The 19,979-nt window shown below is 71.7% G+C and carries 14 protein-coding genes; 3 read left to right on the top strand and 11 right to left on the bottom strand.

What is annotated here, in order from left to right:
- Positions 1-21: 21 nt before the first annotated feature.
- Complete coding sequence (locus tag AC0T5L_RS06875) at positions 22-2,058, top strand: glycosyltransferase (RefSeq protein WP_476164537.1); 2,037 nt, start codon at positions 22-24, stop codon at positions 2,056-2,058.
- A 68-nt stretch (positions 2,059-2,126) separates the two neighbouring features.
- Positions 2,127-3,752: a glycosyltransferase family 2 protein gene (locus tag AC0T5L_RS06870; protein WP_476164536.1), complete on the top strand. Its 1,626-nt coding sequence runs from the start codon at positions 2,127-2,129 to the stop codon at positions 3,750-3,752.
- Positions 3,753-3,822: 70 nt separating this feature from the next.
- Here AC0T5L_RS06870 and AC0T5L_RS06865 read toward each other — a convergent pair whose 3' ends face one another.
- The 6 genes from AC0T5L_RS06865 to AC0T5L_RS06840 form a co-directional block, all read right to left on the bottom strand.
- On the bottom strand, positions 3,823-4,278 hold the full coding sequence (locus AC0T5L_RS06865) for a MaoC family dehydratase (protein WP_476164674.1): 456 nt from the start codon (positions 4,276-4,278) through the stop codon (positions 3,823-3,825).
- 112 nt (positions 4,279-4,390) lie between these two features.
- Positions 4,391-5,554 (bottom strand): enolase C-terminal domain-like protein, encoded by a 1,164-nt coding sequence (locus AC0T5L_RS06860; RefSeq protein WP_476164535.1) that lies wholly within the window; start codon positions 5,552-5,554, stop codon positions 4,391-4,393.
- A 321-nt stretch (positions 5,555-5,875) separates the two neighbouring features.
- Positions 5,876-6,268 carry a hypothetical protein gene (locus AC0T5L_RS06855; RefSeq protein WP_476164534.1) on the bottom strand — a complete coding sequence of 131 codons (393 nt, stop codon included), beginning with the start codon at positions 6,266-6,268 and terminating at the stop codon, positions 5,876-5,878.
- Between the two features lie 22 nt (positions 6,269-6,290).
- A complete protein-coding gene (locus AC0T5L_RS06850; protein ID WP_476164533.1) occupies positions 6,291-7,529 on the bottom strand; it encodes a S1 family peptidase in 1,239 nt (412 codons plus the stop codon).
- Between the two features lie 565 nt (positions 7,530-8,094).
- Complete coding sequence (gene ald / locus AC0T5L_RS06845) at positions 8,095-9,216, bottom strand: alanine dehydrogenase (protein WP_476164532.1); 1,122 nt, start codon at positions 9,214-9,216, stop codon at positions 8,095-8,097.
- A gap of 193 nt (positions 9,217-9,409) precedes the next feature.
- On the bottom strand, positions 9,410-10,651 hold the full coding sequence (locus tag AC0T5L_RS06840) for an amidohydrolase family protein (protein ID WP_476164531.1): 1,242 nt from the start codon (positions 10,649-10,651) through the stop codon (positions 9,410-9,412).
- A gap of 374 nt (positions 10,652-11,025) precedes the next feature.
- Between AC0T5L_RS06840 and AC0T5L_RS06835 the strand changes: the two genes are divergently transcribed.
- Positions 11,026-13,176 carry a bifunctional copper resistance protein CopD/cytochrome c oxidase assembly protein gene (locus tag AC0T5L_RS06835; protein ID WP_476164530.1) on the top strand — a complete coding sequence of 717 codons (2,151 nt, stop codon included), beginning with the start codon at positions 11,026-11,028 and terminating at the stop codon, positions 13,174-13,176.
- Between the two features lie 229 nt (positions 13,177-13,405).
- On the opposite strand, the gene AC0T5L_RS06830 is transcribed toward AC0T5L_RS06835, so the two are convergent.
- From AC0T5L_RS06830 to AC0T5L_RS06810, 5 genes are all read right to left on the bottom strand, one after another.
- A complete protein-coding gene (locus AC0T5L_RS06830) occupies positions 13,406-13,834 on the bottom strand; it encodes a hypothetical protein (protein ID WP_476164529.1) in 429 nt (142 codons plus the stop codon).
- Between the two features lie 114 nt (positions 13,835-13,948).
- Positions 13,949-16,978, bottom strand: coding sequence for an AAA family ATPase (locus AC0T5L_RS06825; protein WP_476164528.1), 3,030 nt, complete (start codon positions 16,976-16,978; stop codon positions 13,949-13,951).
- The gene (locus tag AC0T5L_RS06820; protein WP_476164527.1) at positions 16,978-18,135 is read right to left on the bottom strand and encodes an exonuclease SbcCD subunit D; all 1,158 of its coding nucleotides are present in this window, start codon (positions 18,133-18,135) and stop codon (positions 16,978-16,980) included. Before AC0T5L_RS06820 ends, AC0T5L_RS06825 begins: the two co-directional genes overlap by 1 nt.
- An 89-nt stretch (positions 18,136-18,224) precedes the next feature.
- Positions 18,225-18,884, bottom strand: coding sequence for an O-methyltransferase (locus AC0T5L_RS06815; RefSeq protein WP_476164526.1), 660 nt, complete (start codon positions 18,882-18,884; stop codon positions 18,225-18,227).
- Positions 18,885-19,044: 160 nt separating this feature from the next.
- Entirely contained in the window at positions 19,045-19,758 is a 714-nt protein-coding gene (locus AC0T5L_RS06810; protein ID WP_476164525.1) for a metal-dependent hydrolase, read from the bottom strand.
- Positions 19,759-19,979 lie beyond the last annotated feature (221 nt).

Here is a 19,979-nt window from a genome sequence, read left to right as displayed (position 1 = left end):
CCACACCACCGAGGTCGCCCGATGATCACCTCCGTACTCCGTCAGGGCCTGCGCACACGCGGAAACGAGCCTGCGGTGCTGTGCCACATCGGGTTCCACAGCCGGGGTTGCGCCTATCTCGGCAAACTCCGGCTCAAAGCCCGTGACCGGCTCGTCGATCTGGACACCTGTCCCATGGGCGAACCGATCCAGATCACGAACGCGGGCGGGCCGGGCAGGCACGAGGAAGCCGGGCTGCTGGCGGTCGTGGCGGCCAGCCTCACCGACCTCCGCCGCTCCCTCACCACCGCGGTCCACCTGCCGCCCGCCGTGCACCTGGTCGTGGCCGTGGTCGACACGCCCGGCCACCAGGGGCCCTTGGTGCCCGCCCCGCCCGGTATCGACGAATGGCGCGGTCTGCAAGAGCTGCGGGTAAGACGTGCGGGCAAACGCGGCTGGGTATGCGAGTTGTTCTTCCCCGCCGGTACTGAGACCGCGTCGGCCCTGAGCAGCGTCCTGCACGGAACAGGCGGCCGCAGGCACGGCCCCAAGCCCGTTCCCCTGGGAGGGCTGCACGGCTCCGAGGGCGCTCTGTGGCGCTCCGGGGACGCCTCGGTCTCGGGGCTGGACGCCACCGGCCCCGTTCCGCTGCGCCGGGTCACACCAGCCGTCGACCTGGTCGTGCGCACCGGGGAGTCGCTGCCCGGCTGGGAGGACGAGACCGTTCCCCACCTGGACCTGGAGACCACCGGTGCCGGGTCCTGGGAGAGGCTGACCCGTTCGGAGGGCGATCGCGACCCGCTGGAGGCGGTCGGCGGTTCGCTGCGTGTACTGGAGACGGAACCGTCGGAGCTGGTCGCCCCCCTGGACGAGCGCGTCGTCAACCCCTGCGGCTTCGTCCGGAAGTCCGAGGGGCCCATGGGGGACCTCACGGTCCACGGCCCACACGCGGTCATCCGCGACGGGAAGAAGGTCCTGGCCACGATCCCCGACAACGGTACGGTCACCGACCTGGACATCAGCCGGGCCCGGTACCTGCGCGGTGTCCGGGTGGACTGGTCCGGGCACAGCGGTCCCGCGGCCGCGGTGCGTGCGGTGGCCTCCCTCGCGGCCGGGGGCGTGCCCCTGGTGAGCGGACCGGTCCCCGCCTGGGCGGCTGGGCTCGGTCAGTCCCTGACCGGCCTGTTGACCGAGGTGGGGGAGGAGGCGCTGCGCGACCCGCTCGTCCGCGAGGAGCACAGCGTCCGGCTGCGCCGCGCCGCGCTTCGGACCCACGGCCAGCTCACCCGCTGGCGCTCTCTGGCCGAGCGGTCCGGGATTCCGCTGCCGCCCGAGCCCTTGGTCTCGGTGGTCCTGTGCACTCGCCGTCCCGAGATGGTGGGGTTCGCGCTCGCCCAGATCGCCCGCCAGCGCCACGTGCGTTTCGAGGTGGTGCTGACCCTGCACGGGTTCTCCGCCGACCTGCCAGAGGTGGGCTCGGCCATCGCCGAGTTCGCCGCCACGGGTGCGCGGGCCATCGTGTACGAGGCCCCCGCCGACCGGGTGTTCGGAGCCGTACTCAACGATGCCGTCGACCGTGCCTCGGGCTCGGTCGTCGCCAAGTGGGACGACGACGACTGGTACGGGCCCGAACACCTGGCCGACCTGATGCTGGCGCGCACCTATTCCGGTGCCGACCTGGTGGGAAGCAACACCGACTACGCCTTTCTCCAGGAACTGGACCTGACCGTGTGGAGGAGCTACCGCTCGGAGATCCCCTCACCCCACGTCGCGGGAGGGACCATCCTCACCGACCGCTCGGTGCTGGAGGAGGTCGGCGGCTTCCGCCCCCTGCCGCGGGCGATCGACAGCCAGCTCCTCCTGGCCGTACGACGCAACGGCGGGCGCGTCTATCGCGCCCACGGGCTGGGTTACATGCTGCGTCGCGCGGCCGAGGGCCACACCTGGAACGAGGATCCGGGCTACTTCATGCGCAAGAGCACCAGGCAGTGGTCCGGCTGGCGTCCCAGCGCCCTGATGGAGGGGGCACCCGAACCCCTGGGGCAGTCAGTGACCGAGTACACGGGAGGACACCGTTGACCACCTCAGACAACGCTTCCGGGCCGGGCCTGGCACCAGGACAGCGCCCGGCGCGGACGGACGCGGTAGTGCGGCTTCCGGACGCCGCTTCCCAGGACGCCGGCGGCCGGTCCGGACCCCGGCTGTGGCGCAACGACTACTCGGTGCTCCGGCCGCCTCCGCTGGGGGAGTGGACCCCGACGCTGTCGGTCAGCGTCGTGATCCCCGCCCACGGCGCTCCGGAAAAGCTGGCGATGGTGCTGGCCTCCCTGGCGGGGCAGAGCTATCCCGCGCACCTGACGGAGGTGGTCGTGGTGGACGACGGCTCTCCCGAGCCGCTGTCCCTGCCGCCGGTGCGTCCGGAGAACACCCGGCTGATCACCTCCGCACCCGGAGACTGGGGCTCGGGGCACGCCGTCAACACGGGTGTGGCGGACTCCTCCGGGCAGGTGGTGCTGCGTCTGGACGCGGACATGCTGGTCTACCGCGAGCACGTGGAGTCGCAGATGCGCTGGCACCACCTGATCGACTACGCGGTGGTCATGGGGCACAAGATGTTCGTGGACTTCGACCCCGAGACGATGAATCCCGGATACGTGGCCGAGCAGGTGCGCGCGGGCAGGGCCGCCGAACTGTTCGACCGGGATAGCGCGGACCCGCACTGGGTGGAGCGCCAGATCGACAGGAGCGACCAGCTGCGCGCCGCCCACCACAAGGCGCACAGGGTCTTCGTCGGCGCCACCGGCTCCCTGCACCGTGCGCTGTTCGACGGGGCCGGGGGTATGGACACCGGGCTCGTACTCGGGGGTGACAGCGAGTTCGGCTATCGCGCGGCCCAGCAGGGTGCTCTGTTCGTCCCGGACCTGGACACCAGCAGCTGGCACCTGGGCCGTTCCCAGATGCAGTCCCAGCGCGAGGAGGGGGCCCGCTTCAGGATGCCGTACGTGGCCAACCGCGTGCCCTCCTTCCACCTGCGTCGCCAGCGCCCGGCACAGCAGTGGGAGGTGCCGCTGCTGGAAGTGGTGGTGGACGTGGATGGTGCCGGCCTGGAGGACGTGGACGCCACCGTCTCCGCGCTGCTGTCCGGAACCACTCCCGACATCCGGCTGTGGCTGCGCGGCCCGTGGGACGCGCTCGGGGAGGGGCGCAGACCCCTGCTGGAGGAGGAGGGGCTGGACCTGCGGCTGGCCGGAGAGCTCTTCCGCGGCGATTCCCGGGTGCGGTTCACCGAGTCCGGACCGGAGCACGATCCCCGGACACCCTTCCTGCTGACGGTGCCCGTCGGGGCCCGGCTGGTCCCCGACGCCCTCGGCGAGCTCGTACGGACAGCTGAGCGGACGGGTGCGGGGCTGCTGTGCTCGCTTCCGCCCGGGGCCGCACAGGGGGAGGGGGCACTGCGGCTGGAGCGCACCGCCGCCTACGCCAGGGCTCGCCACCTCGCGCCCGAGACGGACGGTGAGGGACGCGACCGGCTGGTGGAGCAGGTCTGCGGCATCCACTGGACGGGTTGGGAAAGGATCTTCGAGGCACCCTCCTCCGCCACGGTGGAGAAGGAGGTCGGCGCCGCCGAGGGCACGGACCGTCTGCGCCGCCGCCTGGAGCGCGCGGAGAGCGAGGCCAGGAGGCTGCGGCGCCGCGCGGAACGGGCCGAGCGCAAACTGCGCTGGTTCACTCCGGACCTGCTTCGCCGCGCGCTGCGCAAGATCGCCCGCTGAGCGGGGCGGGGGCTCCTGGAGGCCCTTCCCGGCCCCAGGACCGGGAAGGGCCTCCAGAAAACCCCACTCCTTAGGGGACCCAGAGGCCGAGCGACTCGGCGACCAGGGCGGGGCGCTCGTGGTCCTCGATCTCCACGGTGTGGGTCGTGGTCACCAGGTAGCCCCTGGAGTTCTCCTTCACCGAACTGAGTTCGATGCCGTCACGGATGCGTGAGCCGGAGGGGACCGGCTGGAGGAAGCGCACCTTGTTGAGCCCGTAGTTGATGGACATGCTGGGCTTCTTGGTGAGCGAGATGGACGACTGGGAGAAGTGGGCCAGCATCGACAGGGTCAGGAACCCGTGCGCGATGGTGCCGCCGAAGGGGCCCGCCGCCGCTTTCTCCTCGTCGATGTGGATCCACTGGTGGTCCTCGGTCGCGTCGGCGAAGAGGGAGATCCGGTCCTGGTCGATGTTCACCCAGTCGGTGTAGCCCAGGTGTTCGCCCTGGGATGCGACTACCTCGTTGATGTCGGCAAATACGCGCACCACGCCTCCACGGTCATCGGGTCCGGGGTCGGGGGCCGGACGGTGCCGCAACTCTACCTAACGCTGTTCGGTTAGGAGGAGAGGGGGAACCCGCCCGGAAGGACCCCGAGGATCATCGGCCCCGGCTCCGGTGGGCCCCGCCGCCGCGTCCGCGCTCGACGCGGGCCTCGCGCGGGCCGTCGGCGTCCACCACCAGGGCCCGTGCGGTGCGCCCGGCCACCGAGGTGCGGTCCACCCCGTGCCCCAAGCCGCTCTCCGTCAGCGGGACCGGTACCACCCCGTCGTGCGCGCGCACCGGCGGAAGCACCAGATCGCGCCCGCGGCTCCCGGCACTGGGCATCTCCACCGGAAGGGACGCCCCCGACAGGGACGCCAGCGCGACCGCGGCGGCGCGGCCGACCCCCGTCACCGCGGACGAACCGCACCAGACCTGCCAGCCGGCGTCCACGGCGCGGTCCACCGCGCGGCGGGCCGGGGTCAGGCCGCCCAGCCGGGTCAGGTCCACGTTCACCGCGCCACCGGCCTCGGCGCGGATCGCCTCGGTGAGGTCCTCCACCGAGCCCAGCGCCCGCCCCAGCGCCACGGGGGTGCGCAGCTCCGAGGCCAGGCGTGTGTGCGCGGCCAGGTCATCCGGGTCGAAGGGGTCCTCGATCGCCAGCAGGTCCAGACTGTCCAGAACACGCAGTGAGTCCAGGTCGGCGGGGGACTCGGTGTACCGTCCGCCCGCGTCCACCTGTAGGGCGAGGAACGGAAAGCTGCTCCGTACCGCGCGCACCACGTCGGCGTCCCAGCCCGGTTCGACCTCCAGCCGAATCCGTTTGAAACCCGCTCCGACCTGCCGGTTGACCTCGGTGACCACCGACTCCACGGCCACCTGCCGGGGCAGGGTCGCCCCCGCCGTGAGCGCGGTGCGCTCACCGCCCAGGGCGTGCGAGAGCGGAGTGCCGCGCTGGCGGCTCCACAGGTCCCAGCAGGCGGTGTCCAGGGCGCTGGCCACGGCCGGGTCCCAGGGCAGGTCCGCCCATGCGCCACCGGCCTCGGTGGGCCGTGTCCAGGAGTGGCGCAGCAGGGCGGGCGCGAAGGCCGAGACCAGCGCCTCCCACTGGTCCCCGGTCGCGCGCGGTAGCTCTCCCCAACCGCTGACGCCCTCGCCGTCGGACAACCGGACCAGTACGGGGGCCCCGGCGCAGGCGCTTCGCCCGCCCGCCTGGGGCCGGAGCCGGATCAACTCGAGTTCGACGATCCGGATCGCGGTCGCCGAGCCGGTGTGTGCCACGCTGTCCCACCTCGGTGCTCGTCTTCCCGCCGGTCGTCCGGCCCCCGGGCCGGACACGGGCTTTCCTCTCGACGGTACCCCCGGTCGACCTGCGCAACCAGCCCGAGCGGTGCGGTCCACGCCACCTGGCCGGCCCGGTCGCGACCGGGCCGTGTGCGTTCAGAGGGAGGGGGATCCGCTGGGCGCGGCCGCGGTGGGCTCGGGCCAGCGGCGTGACGCCCTCCGCCGGCAGGAGCTGAAGGACGAAGCCGGGCTCCATCCTGTGCGGGACCGCGGCCACGGGGCCGACGCACTCATCGAGCACGACGGCCCCCGCAGCCCTCACCCGGAGGAGACGACACCCCCGGCGCGCCACTCAGGCGCGCTGACACCGCCGCACCCGATGGCGGGTTCCTCATCCGGACCCGTACCGCCGACGAGGACGACGTGGTCACCGTCGGTTGCGACGGTCTCGCCGCTCTCGTCGAGCAGCCGCAGCGGTCCCTCCACGGCCGAGTACCCCTCGGGCCAGGAGACCAGGTACTCGCCGCCGTCCCCGGAGGCGACGAGGAAGCAGGCCAGCTCCTCGGCGACCGTCCCCGACAGCGTTCCAGCGAGCTGTGCCTCGCCGTGGCCCTCGTCGGCACCGGCATTGGCGGAGAGGACCTCCAGCCCGCCGTCCGTCGAACCGGAACAGCCCGGAGCGAGCAGGGACACCGCGGCGGCCGCGAGCACCCCGGGATGTGTTCTCCTACGGTCAGCTCTTGGCGATCGAAGCACCCGTTGCACCACCCAGATAGCTCACTGACATGAACACGGACATGGAACCCACGCGTCCGTGGTGGATACCGATAGCGGTATTGCCGTTGAACCAGGGTCCACCGCTGTCACCGCCGTCGGTAATGTGCGACTGCACGCCGATCAGCGTCGAGTACGGCGACGGGATCGCGCTCGACCTCGCTGTCTTGGTCGCTACGTATGAGCAGCCGTACCGCGTGGTATTCCCGCGTTTGCACACGTAGTCTCCGATGGAAATACCAGCACGCGAGCGCCGGGACGTGATATCGCGGTAGTTCGTGCTACCGGTTCCGGTGTAGATACGGTTGCGCAGATTCACGCCCGGGGCGGAGTGGACCTGGGCATCGTAGGAATTGCGCATGGTGCCGGTCACGTAGTTCAGCCTGATCCCTGAGGTGGTCAGGCTCTGGGCGTTGGGGCAGTGGGCCGCTGTGGACAGCAGCCGGGTGCCGCTCCGGATCGCGACGAAGCCCGCCGTGCACGTGGTCAGGGCCAGGCCTCCGGCCTCGGTCCGAGCCAGTTCGTCGACCCTGCGGACGACGAGTGTGGAGGAGCCGCCGAGCGCGAGGGGAGCAGCCTCCTCGGCGAGGTCCTCGGCGGCGGAGCCGTCACCGAGGACCTCGATGACGGCGTTGTTGTCGACCACGTTTCCGTAGGAGTCGAACTCCACCCCCTCGGATTCCAGAGCCGCTTCGACGGCTTTCCGGTCCCGGTGGATCTCGGTGAGGCTGTGCTCGCGCTCGACGACATCGACGGGCACGTCGAGACCGGCCAGGGACTCGGGCAACTCGACGTCGTCGGCGCCACCTGCGGTGCCGACCACGACACGGAACCGGGGCTCGTGCTCGATACGGGTTCCGGCATCGTCCTCGCCGAGGTTCCGGGAGAGGTCCTCCAGAGCCGGGCCGGCCTCCTCCTGGACCCGCAGCCTCTTGACCGCTTCCTCCAGGGAGATCCCGTGTTCGGCGGCATAGGGGGCGGCGTCCGCGTTGCCGAGTTCTTCGGCGCGGACGACTTCCTCTGCGGAAACGGTGACCAGTTCCCGTCCGGACGCCGCGTCGAACTCGACGGCGGACGCGGAGCCGGCGGGCGGCGGGGCGGCCTGCCCGTTCTGGGCGCGGGCGGCGGGAGCGAGTCCGGTGATGAGCAGGGCGCCGGACATGAGGGGAATACACAGGCGTCTGCGGGGGGAGCGCAAAGCAGTTCCTTGCTTCGGGGAAATATTTCCCTGGCAAAGTATCAGGATATATGTGTCGGAACCAGAAAAATCCGACATGCAAATGGTGGCAGGGGAAGTGCCGGTCCGGCCTGCGTGTATGAGCGAAAAGTGATTCTCAGGGTTGATATGGTTTTTTGCTCCGTCACTTTCCCGTGCTGCTGTTCTTTGGGCGAACGGGTGTTCCAGTGTGTATGTTGCGAGTGCAACTGAAACATGAAACCTATGCGAATCCAGGCTCTTTCTGAAGAGAACGAGGCTCGGGGGTGCGATGGGTCACATGGCTTTGGCCGCCGGGTCCGCTTGGCGAGGCGTGTGGGAGAACCGGGACGGGCGGAGGGGCTGGGACGGCCGATGCGGGCTGAACGGGCTCGCGCTGACGCCCGTACGGTCGGGCCGATTCCCGCTCCTGGGCGCGTCGGTGCGCACGGACAGGCCGGGCAGGGCCTGTCCGGCGTCGGTGGGTTCGTGGCGGCCATGCGCGCCCGGACACGTCGGGGGCCGGTCGCCCCCCCCGCGACCGGCCCCCGACGTGGAATCCGCTGCCTCAGCCAGTGGCCAGTACCTCGTCCAACGTGCGGTGCTTGAGCCCGTGCGCCTCGGCGACCGGTGCCGACACCACGTCGCCGTCGAAGGTGTTCAGGCCCCCGGCCAGCGACTCGTCCTCACGCAGGGCCCGCCGCCAGCCCTTCTCCGCCAGCGCCAGCGTGTAGCGCAGGGTGTCCTTGGTCAGCGCGTGGGTGGAGGTGTTGGGCACCGCTCCCGGCATGTTCGCCACGCAGTAGAACACCGTGTCGTGTACCTGGAACGTGGGGTCGGCGTGCGTGGTGGGACGCGAGTCCTCGAAGCAGCCGCCCTGGTCGATGGCGATGTCCACCAGCACGGCGCCCGGGCGCATCCGGGACACCAGCTCGTTCGACACGAGTTTGGGCGCCTTGGCCCCCGGAACCAGCACCGCGCCGATCACCAGGTCGGACTCCAGTACCGACTGCTCCAGCTCCAGGGCGTTGGACACCACGGTCCTGACCCGGCCCTGGTAGAGCGCGTCCACGTGCCGCAGCTTGTTCACGTTCAGGTCCAGCACGGTCACGTCGGCGCCCATGCCCACCGCGATCTGCGCCGCGTTCAGACCGGACACACCCGCGCCGACCACGGTCACCCGAGCCGGGCGCACCCCGGGCACCCCGCCCATCAGCACGCCGCGGCCGCCGTTGGGACGCTGTAGGGTCACCGACCCCACCTGCGTGGACAGGCGGCCCGCGACCTCCGACATCGGCGCCAGCAACGGCAGCGAGCCGTCCGGCAGCTGCACGGTCTCGTAGGCGATGCCGGTCACCCGCTGCTTCAGCAGCGCGTCGGTGCACTCGCGCGACGCGGCCAGGTGCAGGTAGGTGAAGAGGGTCTGCCCCTCACGCATGCGGTGGTACTCGGCCGGGATCGGCTCCTTGACCTTCAGGATGAGCTCGCCCGCGGCCCACACCTCATCGGGGCTGTCCAGGATGCGGGCGCCCGCCGACTCGTATTCGGTGTCGGGGATGGAGGAGCCGAGGCCCGCGTCGCGTTCGACGACCACCTCGTGGCCCCGGCTGACCAGTTCGTGGACCCCCGCGGGAGTGATGGCCACCCGGTACTCGTGGTTCTTGATCTCACGGGGTACGCCGATGCGCACGGTTCCTCCTACTGGTATCTCCGTTGATACCCCCACTGTGACCTGCGGAGGCACTTCACCGCCATCGTCAACATGCGTGGCTGTCAGCGACCTTGTTGACAACATGTAAGGCGGCTGTGTGGCGTGTGACACGGTCCCGCGTCCGGTGTGCACGGTTCGGGCCGAAGCGTCCCTGACCTGACCCGCTCACGGGTCACCCGGTCGGGGAACCGCGGCGGCCGCCCCGCGGGCTGGTTCTGTGCCCCGAGACCCACACCTGTCCCACACGGCCTGTCAGCTCCCTACCCGCGTACGGGCTCGGATCCACCACCGGGACCGCCACCCGCGCGGCTGGGTCGAAGGCGACCAGGTCGGCGTCGACGCCCTCCGCGATCCGCCCCTTGTCACCCAGCCCCAGCAGCTCGGCCGGGCCACCGGCCGTCCACCGCGCCAAGTCCGCCAACCCGCGGCCGCGCCGGTGCGCCGCCGTCCACAGCGCCGACAGGCTCCACTCCAGCGTGTACAGGCCGTGGGCCGGAAGGTGCCCCGACCCCACCGTGGTGATCGCCGAACCCTCCGCCAGGAGCGCGCTCCACAGCGCCCTTCGGTTGGCGTCCGAGCGCACCGGTGGCCGACAGGCGTGCGCGGGCGACTCCTGGGCCAGCGTCTCCGAGGGCAGGCACAGGTAATGCGGGCAGGTGTGCGCGGACAGCGCCACCCCGATCGACCCCGCCGCCGCCAGCAGCGCCGCGCACTCGGCCGCCGTGAACGGGCACACGTGCGTACGCGCGCCCACCACACGGGCCGCCGCGATCACTCGCTCCAGCCCGCGACGCTCCGCCCGGGGCGGCCGCTGCTCCGCGGACACCGGAGGGGCCCCCAGCTCCCGGGCGTCCTCGGCGTGTACCAGCAGCACGCTGTCCAACGTCGCGAGCTCGGCCATCGACTTGCGCAGCTGGGCGTCGCTCAGCGCCGCCATGTCCGGGGCGCCTCCGTCCGACAGGGAACAGTGGAAGGCCACCGCGCCCGCCGCCTGTAGGTCGGCCAGGTCGAGCGGGCCGGTGCCCCGGGTCACCCCGCCCAGGAACAGCACCGAAACCGGGGCGCCCAACGCGGCGCGCTGGTGGGCCTGGAGCGTGTCCGCGCACGTGACGGCGGGTCTTGTCGGGGCGGGTGAGGCCACCACGCAGGTCACCCCGCCGCGCAGGGCGTCCGCGCCCACCAAGCGGTAGGACTCGGACAGATCCCGTCCCGGCACGTGCACGCCGACGCCCACGTCGACGGCTCCGGGCAGCAGCGCCACATCGCCCAGGTCGGTCACCTCGCGCGCGGGCATGTCCGCGCCGTAGGCGTCCACCGCCTCGATCCGGCCGTCGCGCACTCCGACGGAGGCGGGCCCGACCCCGTCGGCGGCGACCACGCGCCTGGACCTGACCACACTGTCGAACACGGTCATCGCCGTCCCCTTCACTACGCTCGCGACGAGAGGGTGTGCTGTGAGGAGCCACGGGGAGGGGCCGTGGCACGGCGGGGCGTCGAACGGCGGGGAAGCGGGAGAACCGTCGCTCCGACAGGACCTGAGCGTATCGCGAAGGTCCCCTCCGCAAGGGGAAAACGCGACATCCTCCCGGAAACGCCGCGTGACCGGTGACGTCCACGGGGGAGCCCTGACGTCACCCAAGTCCGACACTGTGTAGTAAACGGTTTAACCTTGGTCCAGGTGTTCCTCCGTGCGCTGCCCCTGCCGGAAGTATCCGGACAGTAGCGAGGTGGTCACACGGCCAAGGGCGCTGACCAGCCATCGAAACGAGACCGACGACGGAGTGGCGCGTGGCTCCTCCCGCACTGAACCCGAAATCCCCCCTCCAGGAACACCATGACGACGCTCCGGGTACGGGGCGCGTTCCCCTCTTCGCCGCGACCGCCGCGGCCCTGTGCCTGATCGGTCTGAGCCTGACACTCATTCTCGGCGGCGCGGCCTTCCCCGAGGTCATCCCGGGCCTGCCCGACGCCGGTGAGGCCGTCCGCTGGGGCATGCCGCTGGCCAAGGTCGCCATGGACGCCGCCGCGGTCGTGACGACCGGCTTGCTGCTGCTCGCGGCGGTCCTGCTGCCCTCCCACAAGGGCAGGCTGTCCCGGCAGGCGGTCGGCTACGTGCTCGGCGCCACCTGGGCGGCCCTGGCCTGGGCCGTCGCCGCCGTGTTCGCCCTGTACTTCCAGGCCTCGGAGTTCCTGGCCAAGACCGCCGGCCAGGTCACCGTCGACGAGGTCACCGCCTACGCGGGGTCGGTCTCCGGCGGCGTCGCGCTGATGTTCGTCATCCTGCTCACGACCGGCATCGCCCTGTTCGGCCGCACGGCCACCAGCGCCACCGGCGGCCTGTGGCTACTCGTCCTAGCGCTGGTCGCCATCACACCTCCGGCGCTGACCGGCCACTCGGCCTCCTCCGGAGCGCACGAGCTGGCCGTGACCGGTCTGGCCATGCACGTCATCTCCATCAGCATGTGGGTGGGCGGCCTGGTCGCCGTCACCTACCACGCGGTGCGCCGGGACGCGCAGGACCCGTCGGTGGCCGCCAACCGCTTCAGCCGCCTGGCCCTGTGGGCCTACGTCGGCGTGGCCGTCAGCGGCGCGGCCAGCGCGTTGGCGCGCCTGTACTCCCTTGAGGACCTGATCCTCACCGAGTACGGGCTGATCATCCTGATCAAGATCATCCTGTTCGCGGTCCTGGGCGCCTTCGGCTACATGCACCGCGAGTTCGCCCTCAAGCGCCTCGACGGCGCGCCGCAGGGCACGGCGGGCGAGGTCTTCCGGCGCCCGCTGTTCCTGCGCGTGGCGCTGGTCGAGGTGCTCATCATGGCCACCGTCATCGGCGTGTCCGTCGGACTGGGGCGCACCGCGCCGCCCCCGCCGCTCGAGAGCACCGTCGACCCGGCCACCGTCATCCTCGGCTTCCCCGTCCCGCCGCCCATGAGCGCCGGGACCCTGCTCACGCTGTGGCGCCCGGACCTGTTCTTCATCATGGTCGTGGTGATCGGTGGCGGGCTGTACGCGGCCGGTGTGGCACGGCTGCTGCGCCGGGGCGACGCCTGGCCCGTCGGGCGCACCGTGGCTTTCGCGGCGGGCCTGCTGACGATCGTCGCCATGCAGCTGAGCGGGTTCGCGACCTACTCGATGGTGCTGTTCTCGACGCACATGATCCAGCACATGGTGCTGTCGATGCTCACCCCGATCCTGCTGGTGCTGGGCGCGCCGATCACCCTGGCCCTGCGCGCGCTCCGGCCCGCGGCCCGGCGAGGGGACAGGGGGCCGCGCGAGTGGCTGAACCTGTTCCTGAACAGCCGCTACTCCAAGGTGGTGACGCATCCGGCGGTCGCCGCCCCGCTGTTCGTGTTCAGCCCCTACGCGCTGTACTTCACCCCGCTTTTCGCCACGCTGATGAACGACCACCTGGGCCACATGTTCATGAGCGTGCACTTCCTCCTCGTGGGCTTCCTCTTCTACTGGATCATCGTGGGGGTGGACCCGGCTCCGAGGAAGGTGCCCTTCCTGCTGCGGCTCCTGCTGCTGCTGGTGGCGATGGGCTTCCACGCCTTCTTCGGCATCACGATCATGATGCAGACGGCTCCGCTGGCGATGGACTTCTACGGCCAGTTCGACGTGCCGTGGCTGGAGGGACAGGCCGAGGACCAGTACACGGGCGGCGGCGTGGCCTGGGCGCTGGGCGAGATCCCCACCGTGCTGGTCATGATCGCGCTGGTCCGGCAGTGGTCGCGCGACGACGAGAAGCAGGAGCGCCACCGCGAACGGCACAGCCGCCGCGGCGGTTCCGACGACGCCGACATGGACGCCTACAACGCCTATCTGGCCGAGCTCGACCGGCGCTCGCGCGGTCCGGGCCCGGCCTCGGGCAACGCGACCCTGGAGGCGCCGGAGCGGACCGAGCGGCCCTCTGGTGACCAGGCCGGGCCGAACGGGTAGGGCGGCGTTTCGGCCCGCCGTTCTCGACGGCGCGGACCGGATCCGTACGGGGGCGTACCGGGGGTGCGCCCCCTCGTCGTCGCTCCGGGACTTCTTCCCCGGCCAGCGCCCCGAAGGCGCCCTACCGGGACGCGCTGGCCGGGGTGATCCCGCTGGTGCGCTCCGCAGGAGGGCAGGGACACGGAAAACGCCCCGCGCCGGAGGGGCACGGGGCGTGATGGACGGGGAATCAGACGACGAGGACGGCCACGGACGCGCCCACCAGTCCCAGGGCCAGGCAGAAGAGCAGACCCACGGCCAGGACGGGCAGGGAGGGCCGCAGTGAGGCGAGGGCGGACTGGTTGTCGGCCGTGGCCTGGCGGCGGGCCAGCATCGGCAGCATGCCCACGTTCACCGCGTACACGACGGCCACGACGCAGCTGGCCGCGGCGAACGCCGTCCAGAAGCCGGCCCCGGCGGACAGCGTGTTGGCCGCGGTCAGCGTCGGAAGCGCCACCAGCAGCACCACCGAGGCGGCCCCGAACGCCACCCGCACCCTGGGCGTCGCCCCGCGATCCCTTCCCGGGAGTACGAGGAGCAGACCGATGAGGGCCGCCATCATGATGGCGCCCACGATTCCGAACACGGCGATGTTGACCAGCGAATTCACGCTGGCCATTGTCGCACCGACCCGGGGTGGACCCGATCCGGGTCGGGTGTGCGCGGCCGGTCCGCGCGCGCCGCCGCCGAACACACGGCACGCGCTTGTCGCGGCGCGTCTGGTTCCGGCGGGTCAGCCCACGTGCCTCACCTTCGAGCCCGAGGCGCTCTTGACCACCTTCAGCTGCGTCGACACACGTTGCCTCAGGTCGGCGACGTGGCTCACCACCCCGACGGCACGGCCGCCGTCCCGCAGCCGGTCCAGTACGTCCAGCACCTCTTCCAGGGTGTCCTCGTCCAGGGTGCCGAACCCCTCGTCCACGAACAGCGTGTCGATGTCCGCGCCGCCCGCCTCGGCGCTGGCCACGTCGCCCAGCCCCAGCGCCAGGGCCAACGAGCTGAAGAACGTCTCCCCGCCCGACAGCGTGGCCGGGTCGCGCTCCACCCCCGTCCAGGCGTCGACCACCCGCATACCAAGGCCGCCGGCCGAACGCGCGCGCCCGTCACCGGCGGCCTTGTCCACCGTGTACCGCAGCTCGTACCGGCCGTCCGACATCGTCACCAGGCGGTCGTTGGCGGCGGCCACCACCTGTTCCAGGCGGGAGGCCAGCACGTACGCGGACAGGCGCACGTTGTCGGTGTTGTCGGGGGAGGTTCCCGCTACCAGGCCGCGCATCCCCTCGGCCACCGTGTAGCGGCGCAGGACCGGCTCGCAGTCGGCCAGCCGCCGCCGGAGGTCCCCGCGCAGTTCGGTGAGGCGGTCCGCCCGCTGCTCCAGCCTGCTCCGCCAGGTCACCGCGAGGTCGGCGGTCTCCGAGGCGTGCCGGGCGTCGGCGGCCAGCGCCTCCAGGTCCGGGACGGGCCGGTCTCCCGCGGTGGCCAGGTCGGGATCGGCCAGCCTCGCCTCGACAGCGGCCGACTCGTCGTCGAAGGAGCGGGCGTCCTCGCGCAGCGAGCGCCGCTGCCGTTCGTCCACGGCGGACTCCCACACCCCGGCCTCGTCGGCGAACCGGGCGTCGGCCCGGGCCCGCTCGGCCTCGGCGACGGCGGCGCGCAACTCCTCGGAGGCCCGGTCGCGGTTGACGGCGGCCTCGGCGGCGGCACGGAGCAGGTCGGCCTCTTCGCTGAGCCTGGTGATCCGCTCGTCCAGCCCCGCGTCGTCCCCGCGTGCCCGGTCCAGCAGCGCGGTGAGCCTCCCGTGCTCGCGGACGGCGTGCTCCAGGTCGGCCTCGACCTGGGCCTCCTGGCGGGTCAGCTCGCCCTCGCGGGTACGGGCCCTCCCCAGGTCGGCTTCGACCCGTTCCAGCGCCTCCTCCGCCCGGTGCGCGTCCTCTGCGGCGGCTCGGGCCTCCGACAGTGCTCTGAGCTGGGCCTCCACCTCCTCACGTGCGGATTCCGCGGTGCGGTCCCCGGCGCTTTCGTATGCGGCCCCGCGCCGTTCGCGCAGCGCCACCACGGCGTTCTCCGCCTCGGTGCGGCGGTCGGCGGCGGCGTCGGCGGCGGTCTGGGCCCGCTTCTCCTCCTCCGCCGACACCAGCCCCTCCCCGGAAGGACGGGCGGGGGAGGGATGCTCCACCGACCCGCACACCGAGCACGGCTCGCCGGCGGAGAGGCCGGCCGCCAGTTCGGCGGCCATGTGGGTGATCCGGCGCTCGCGCAGTTCGAGGGCGCGGTCACGGGCGCCCTGGGCGGCGTCCACCGCCGCGCCGTGCCGCTCGCGGGCCTCCTCCAGTTCCCGGCCGAGGCGGTCGTACTCCACGGCCGAGTCCCGGCGCCGTTCGGCGGCGGCCAGGACGGTCTCGGCCGACTCCACCTGACCCGCCCGGTCGCGCAGTCCGCGCAGTTCGGCGGTCAGGCGCTCCACCCGGGGCGGGAGGTCGGCGACCAGCCCGCGCTGATGGTTCAGCTGGTCGCGGATACCGCCCAGACGTCCGTTGAGCGCGGTGACGGAGCGGCCCAGGGCCTGGCAGCGCTCGGCGTCCCCGCGCAGCAGGTCCAGACGGGCCAGCTCGTCCCGGCGCTCCCGCTCGGCGCCGCGCAGCGCCTCCTGGGGGCGGACCGGTCCGGCGGCCCCGTAGCCGGAGCCGTCGGGCTCCGCGGGGAACAGGGCCGCGGTGTCGACCCCGGAGAGCCCGCTGACCAGGGACAGGTGGTCGGTGACGGCCAGCTCGGCCTTGTCCAGCTCGGTGCGGCGACTGTCACGGGCACGCAGGAACGGCAGTACCGACTCGGCGCGCTCGGCGGCGTCGAGCCGGGCGTCGATCCCGGCACGCCAGCCGGTGTGCTCGGCGAGCCGGGCACGGCGCTGGCGCGCGGCGGCCAGCCGCTCCTGGCGGTCGCGCAGCTCGCGTCCTTCGGCCAGGACCCGCTGTGCGGCCTCGCGGGCCCCGGTGAACTCCCCGGCCACGGATTCGGCGTCGCGCGCGGTCGCGGTGGTGACGGCGGCCAGCTCGGCGGCCCACGCCGACAGCTCCTCCGGCAGGTGGGGTGCGGCGGACCGGCCGACCTCGGTGATCCGGCCCGCGACCTCGCGCACCTGGTCGTCGGCGGACTCCACCTCGCGGCGCAGCTTGTTGGCGTGCCCCTTGAACCACTCCTCCACGTCACGGAACATGCGGGTGTTGAAGATCCGCTCCAGGGAGTCGCGCCGGTCGTCGGATCTGGCGCGCAGGAAGCGGGCGAAGTCGCCCTGGGGGAGCATGGCGGTCTGGCAGAACTGTTCGAGGGTGAGCCCGACCAGGTCGCCGACGAACTGCCCGGCCTCGTCGGGGCGGTTGGTGACGCCCTCCCACCTACCGTTGAGCCGCTCCTGGACGATGACCTTGGCGTTCTCGATCTTGGTGCCGGTCCCGCGCTTCTTGGGCCGCTCCCAGCGGGGGCTGCGCTCGATACGGACGTGGCGGCCCTGGACGGTGAACTCCAGGGTGATCCGGGGGAGGCGGTCCAGCGGCGCGTGGTCGCTCTTGGGGGAGCGGTCCTTGCCGCGTGCGCCCGGAACGCTGCCGTACAGGGCGAAGCACACCGCGTCCAGCACGGAGGTCTTGCCGGCTCCGGTGGGGCCGTGGATGAGGAAGAGGCCGCCCGCACTGAGACGGTCGAAGTCCACCTTCTCGGTGCCGGCGAACGGGCCGAACGCCTCGATGGTGAGGGTGTGCAGCCGCATCAGCGCGTCCCCTCCTGGAGCCGGACCTGCTCTACGGCGGTGTTCACGAGAGCCTCCTCCTCGGGGGTGGCGGAGCTGCCCCTGGCCCACTCGACGAAGTCGGCGACCACCTGGCGCTCGCCGCGGTCGGCGACGGAGGCGGCGACCGGGCGGGTGCCGGGGGAGCCGCCCTCGGGAGCGAACTCCAGGACCAGGGTGTGGGGAAAGCGCTCGCGCAGCCGGTCCATGGGGCGGGCGGGACGTCGGGGGTCGGTGAGGGTGACCTGGAGCCAGTGGCCGGTGTAGGCCTCCCACTCGGGGCGGTCGAGCAGATCCTCGATCCTGCCGCGGATCCGGGCGAGCGGGCGGGGGACGGGCGCCTCGGCGAACTCGGCGCCCGCCAGGCCGTCGGCGTCCAGGTCCACCACCCAGCAGCCCTTGAGGTGGCGCTCCTCGGAGAAGGAGTAGGCGATCGGACTGCCGGGGTAGCGCACGGAGGGAGTGATGGTCTGCCGTCCGTGCAGATGGCCCAGGGCGACGTAGTCGACCCCGTCGTAGACCGAGGCGGGCACGTACGAGGCGCCGCCCACGGAGATGTCGCGTTCGCTGTCGGAGGGTTCACCGCCGGTGACGAAGGCGTGGGACAGGACCACCGAGCGGGTGCCGGGGCGCTCGGCGAGGTCGGCGCGGACCAGGTCCATGGCGTGCCCGACGGCCGCGGCGTGGCCGCGTTCTGACAGGTCCCAGTGGTGGCGGGCGATCTCCGGTTCGAGGTAGGGGATGCCGTAGAAGGCGACGGGTCCGTGCTCGTCGTCGACGAGGACGGGGGTGCCGACCCCGTCCAGGGAGCTGCGCAGGTGCACGCCGGAGGCGTCGATGAGGCCGGTGGCGAAGGACATCCGCGTCATGGAGTCGTGGTTGCCGCTGATGAGGACGGCGCGGGCCCCGGTATCCCGGATGCGGCTGAGGGCATGGTCGAACAGCCGGACGGCGTCCACCGGGGGGAGCGCGCGGTCGTAGAGGTCGCCGGCCACGACCACGACGTCGATCCGGCGTTCGTGGATGGTGTCGACGAGGTGGTCGAGGAAGGCGGCCTGGGCGTCGATGAGGTTCTCCCTGTGGAAGGAACGACCCAGGTGCCAGTCCGAGGTGTGCAGCAGGCGCATGGCACCGGACATTACCGAAGGTGCGAGCTCCGCGTTCGGAGAAAGCCGGTTCTGTGGACGACTGTGGGATATCGGTGTGCGTGCTCCCGCTGGCGGGAGCGTCAGTACTTGCGCGCGAGGGTGAGCCCGTCGCCGACGGGCAGCAGCACCTGGGCGACGCGGTCGTCGGCGACAAGGCGGTCGTTGAAGTCGCGGATGCCCTGCACGTGCTTCGAGGTGATGCTGGGGTCCACCACCCGTCCGTGGGAGAGGGTGTTGTCGGCCAGGATCAGACCGCCCGAGCGGATACGGGGGACCAGTTCCTCCCAGTAGCCGACGTAGCCCTCCTTGTCGGCGTCCACGAAGGCCAGGTCGAACTGGGGCTCGGGGGGCAGCGCGCGCAGGGACTCCAGGGCCGGGCCGAGCCTCAGGGTGATCTTTTCGGCGACCCCGGCGCGCTCCCAGTAGCGGCGGGCGACGGAGGTCCACTCGTCGCTCACGTCCAGGGCCAGCAGGCGGCCGTCCGCGGGCAGGCCGCGCGCGAAGCAGATCGAGGAGTAGCCGGTGAAGGTGCCCACCTCCACGACGTCGCGTGCGCCGGAGATCCGGGTGATCAGGGTGGTGAAGGCGCCCTGTTCGGGGCCGATCTGCATGCCCTGCTGCTCGGGGAAGAGCCGCGCGGTCTCCTCCGCCAGGTCGGCGAGGACGTCGTCGACGGGCTCGCTGTGGGCGACGATGTAGGCGTGAAGTTCCGGGGTCAGGCTCTCTGAGGATCGTGTCACGTCCGCCAGCCTAGAACAGTGCCCCTCACGCCGACCAACACCCAGATCAGGACGTCGTGTCCGGGGGAACCGGGCCCTCGGGGCGGGCGCGGGCCCCGGCGGCGACGTTCCCGGCCGGGCGGCCGGGGCCGCCCGGTACCGGGTCGCCTCCTGGTACCCGCTAGTACTCGGGTAGGAGGGCGGGCCAGTCGAAGAGGTAGAGCGCCCCCACGATGATGCACACGGTCAGCAGCGGGGTGACCAGCTTCTGCTCGACGGGGCCGTCGGTGACGAAGCCCTTGCCCTGGCCGAAGCGCTTCTTGAAGAAGGGCCAGAAGATCGGCACGCCCATCTTGGTGATCATGTCGCCGAAGAAGTGCAGCACCACTCCGAAGGCCACCGCCAGGCCCAGCCAGTTGTAGTTCACCCCGGCGGTGAACAGGGCCAGCGTGATCCCCCCGGTGACCATCGCGTTGATGACCCCCGAGGCGATGCGGTTCTTGTCCAGGCCGAAGCCCAGGCCTTGGAAGGCGATGCCGACCAGCAGGAACACGAAGACCTGGACGGCCATCTCCGACCACAGCGCCAGCAGTTGGACCAGTACGCCCACGAGGGCCGCGAAGAAGAACGAGTGCGTCCCCATGCGGTGCCCGCCGAAGAGGAAGCCGAGCATGTCGCCCAGTGTCTCGGTGACCTTGCCGTAGGTCTTGGTCACCGTGGCGCTCTTGTGGTCCAGATCGGGCAGCAGGGCCGCACCAGCGCAGACCAGGGAACCGGCGACGATCTCGCCGGGCCCCAGGTGGAAGCTGAGTCCGAGAAATTCCGTTCCCTGGACCAGCGGAACGACCGCCATCCAGCCGACCACGCCACTCAGTGCGTGCGAGTGCCCCATCATGGCCGGAACCGTAGCGGAGTATGGCATTCACTGCCAACGCGGGGTGGCCGCGAACGCCTCACTCGTCACCCAGCGCACACGGGTCGTTCCGGTGCCGGACCCCGGGGACGAATGTATGCCGATGTCACGGCGCTCCCCGTAGGTCATTGACGGTAATAACCGCCGGTTGGTAAACAACCACCAACCCCGGGTGGCGCGCCACCACCCTCACGATCCTCTGA

The organism is Nocardiopsis sp. TRM 82005 (assembly GCF_056312425.1).
This window is presented reverse-complemented; position numbering and strand designations above follow the sequence as displayed.

Coding starts and splice junctions, on each gene's coding strand:
- AC0T5L_RS06875 (WP_476164537.1), top strand. CDS start 22: ATGATCACCTCCGTACTCCGTCAGGGCCTGCGCACACGCGGAAACGAG.
- AC0T5L_RS06840 (WP_476164531.1), bottom strand. CDS start 10,651: ATGACCGTGTTCGACAGTGTGGTCAGGTCCAGGCGCGTGGTCGCCGCC.
- AC0T5L_RS06830 (WP_476164529.1), bottom strand. CDS start 13,834: ATGGCCAGCGTGAATTCGCTGGTCAACATCGCCGTGTTCGGAATCGTG.
- AC0T5L_RS06825 (WP_476164528.1), bottom strand. CDS start 16,978: ATGCGGCTGCACACCCTCACCATCGAGGCGTTCGGCCCGTTCGCCGGC.
- AC0T5L_RS06820 (WP_476164527.1), bottom strand. CDS start 18,135: ATGTCCGGTGCCATGCGCCTGCTGCACACCTCGGACTGGCACCTGGGT.
- AC0T5L_RS06810 (WP_476164525.1), bottom strand. CDS start 19,758: ATGATGGGGCACTCGCACGCACTGAGTGGCGTGGTCGGCTGGATGGCG.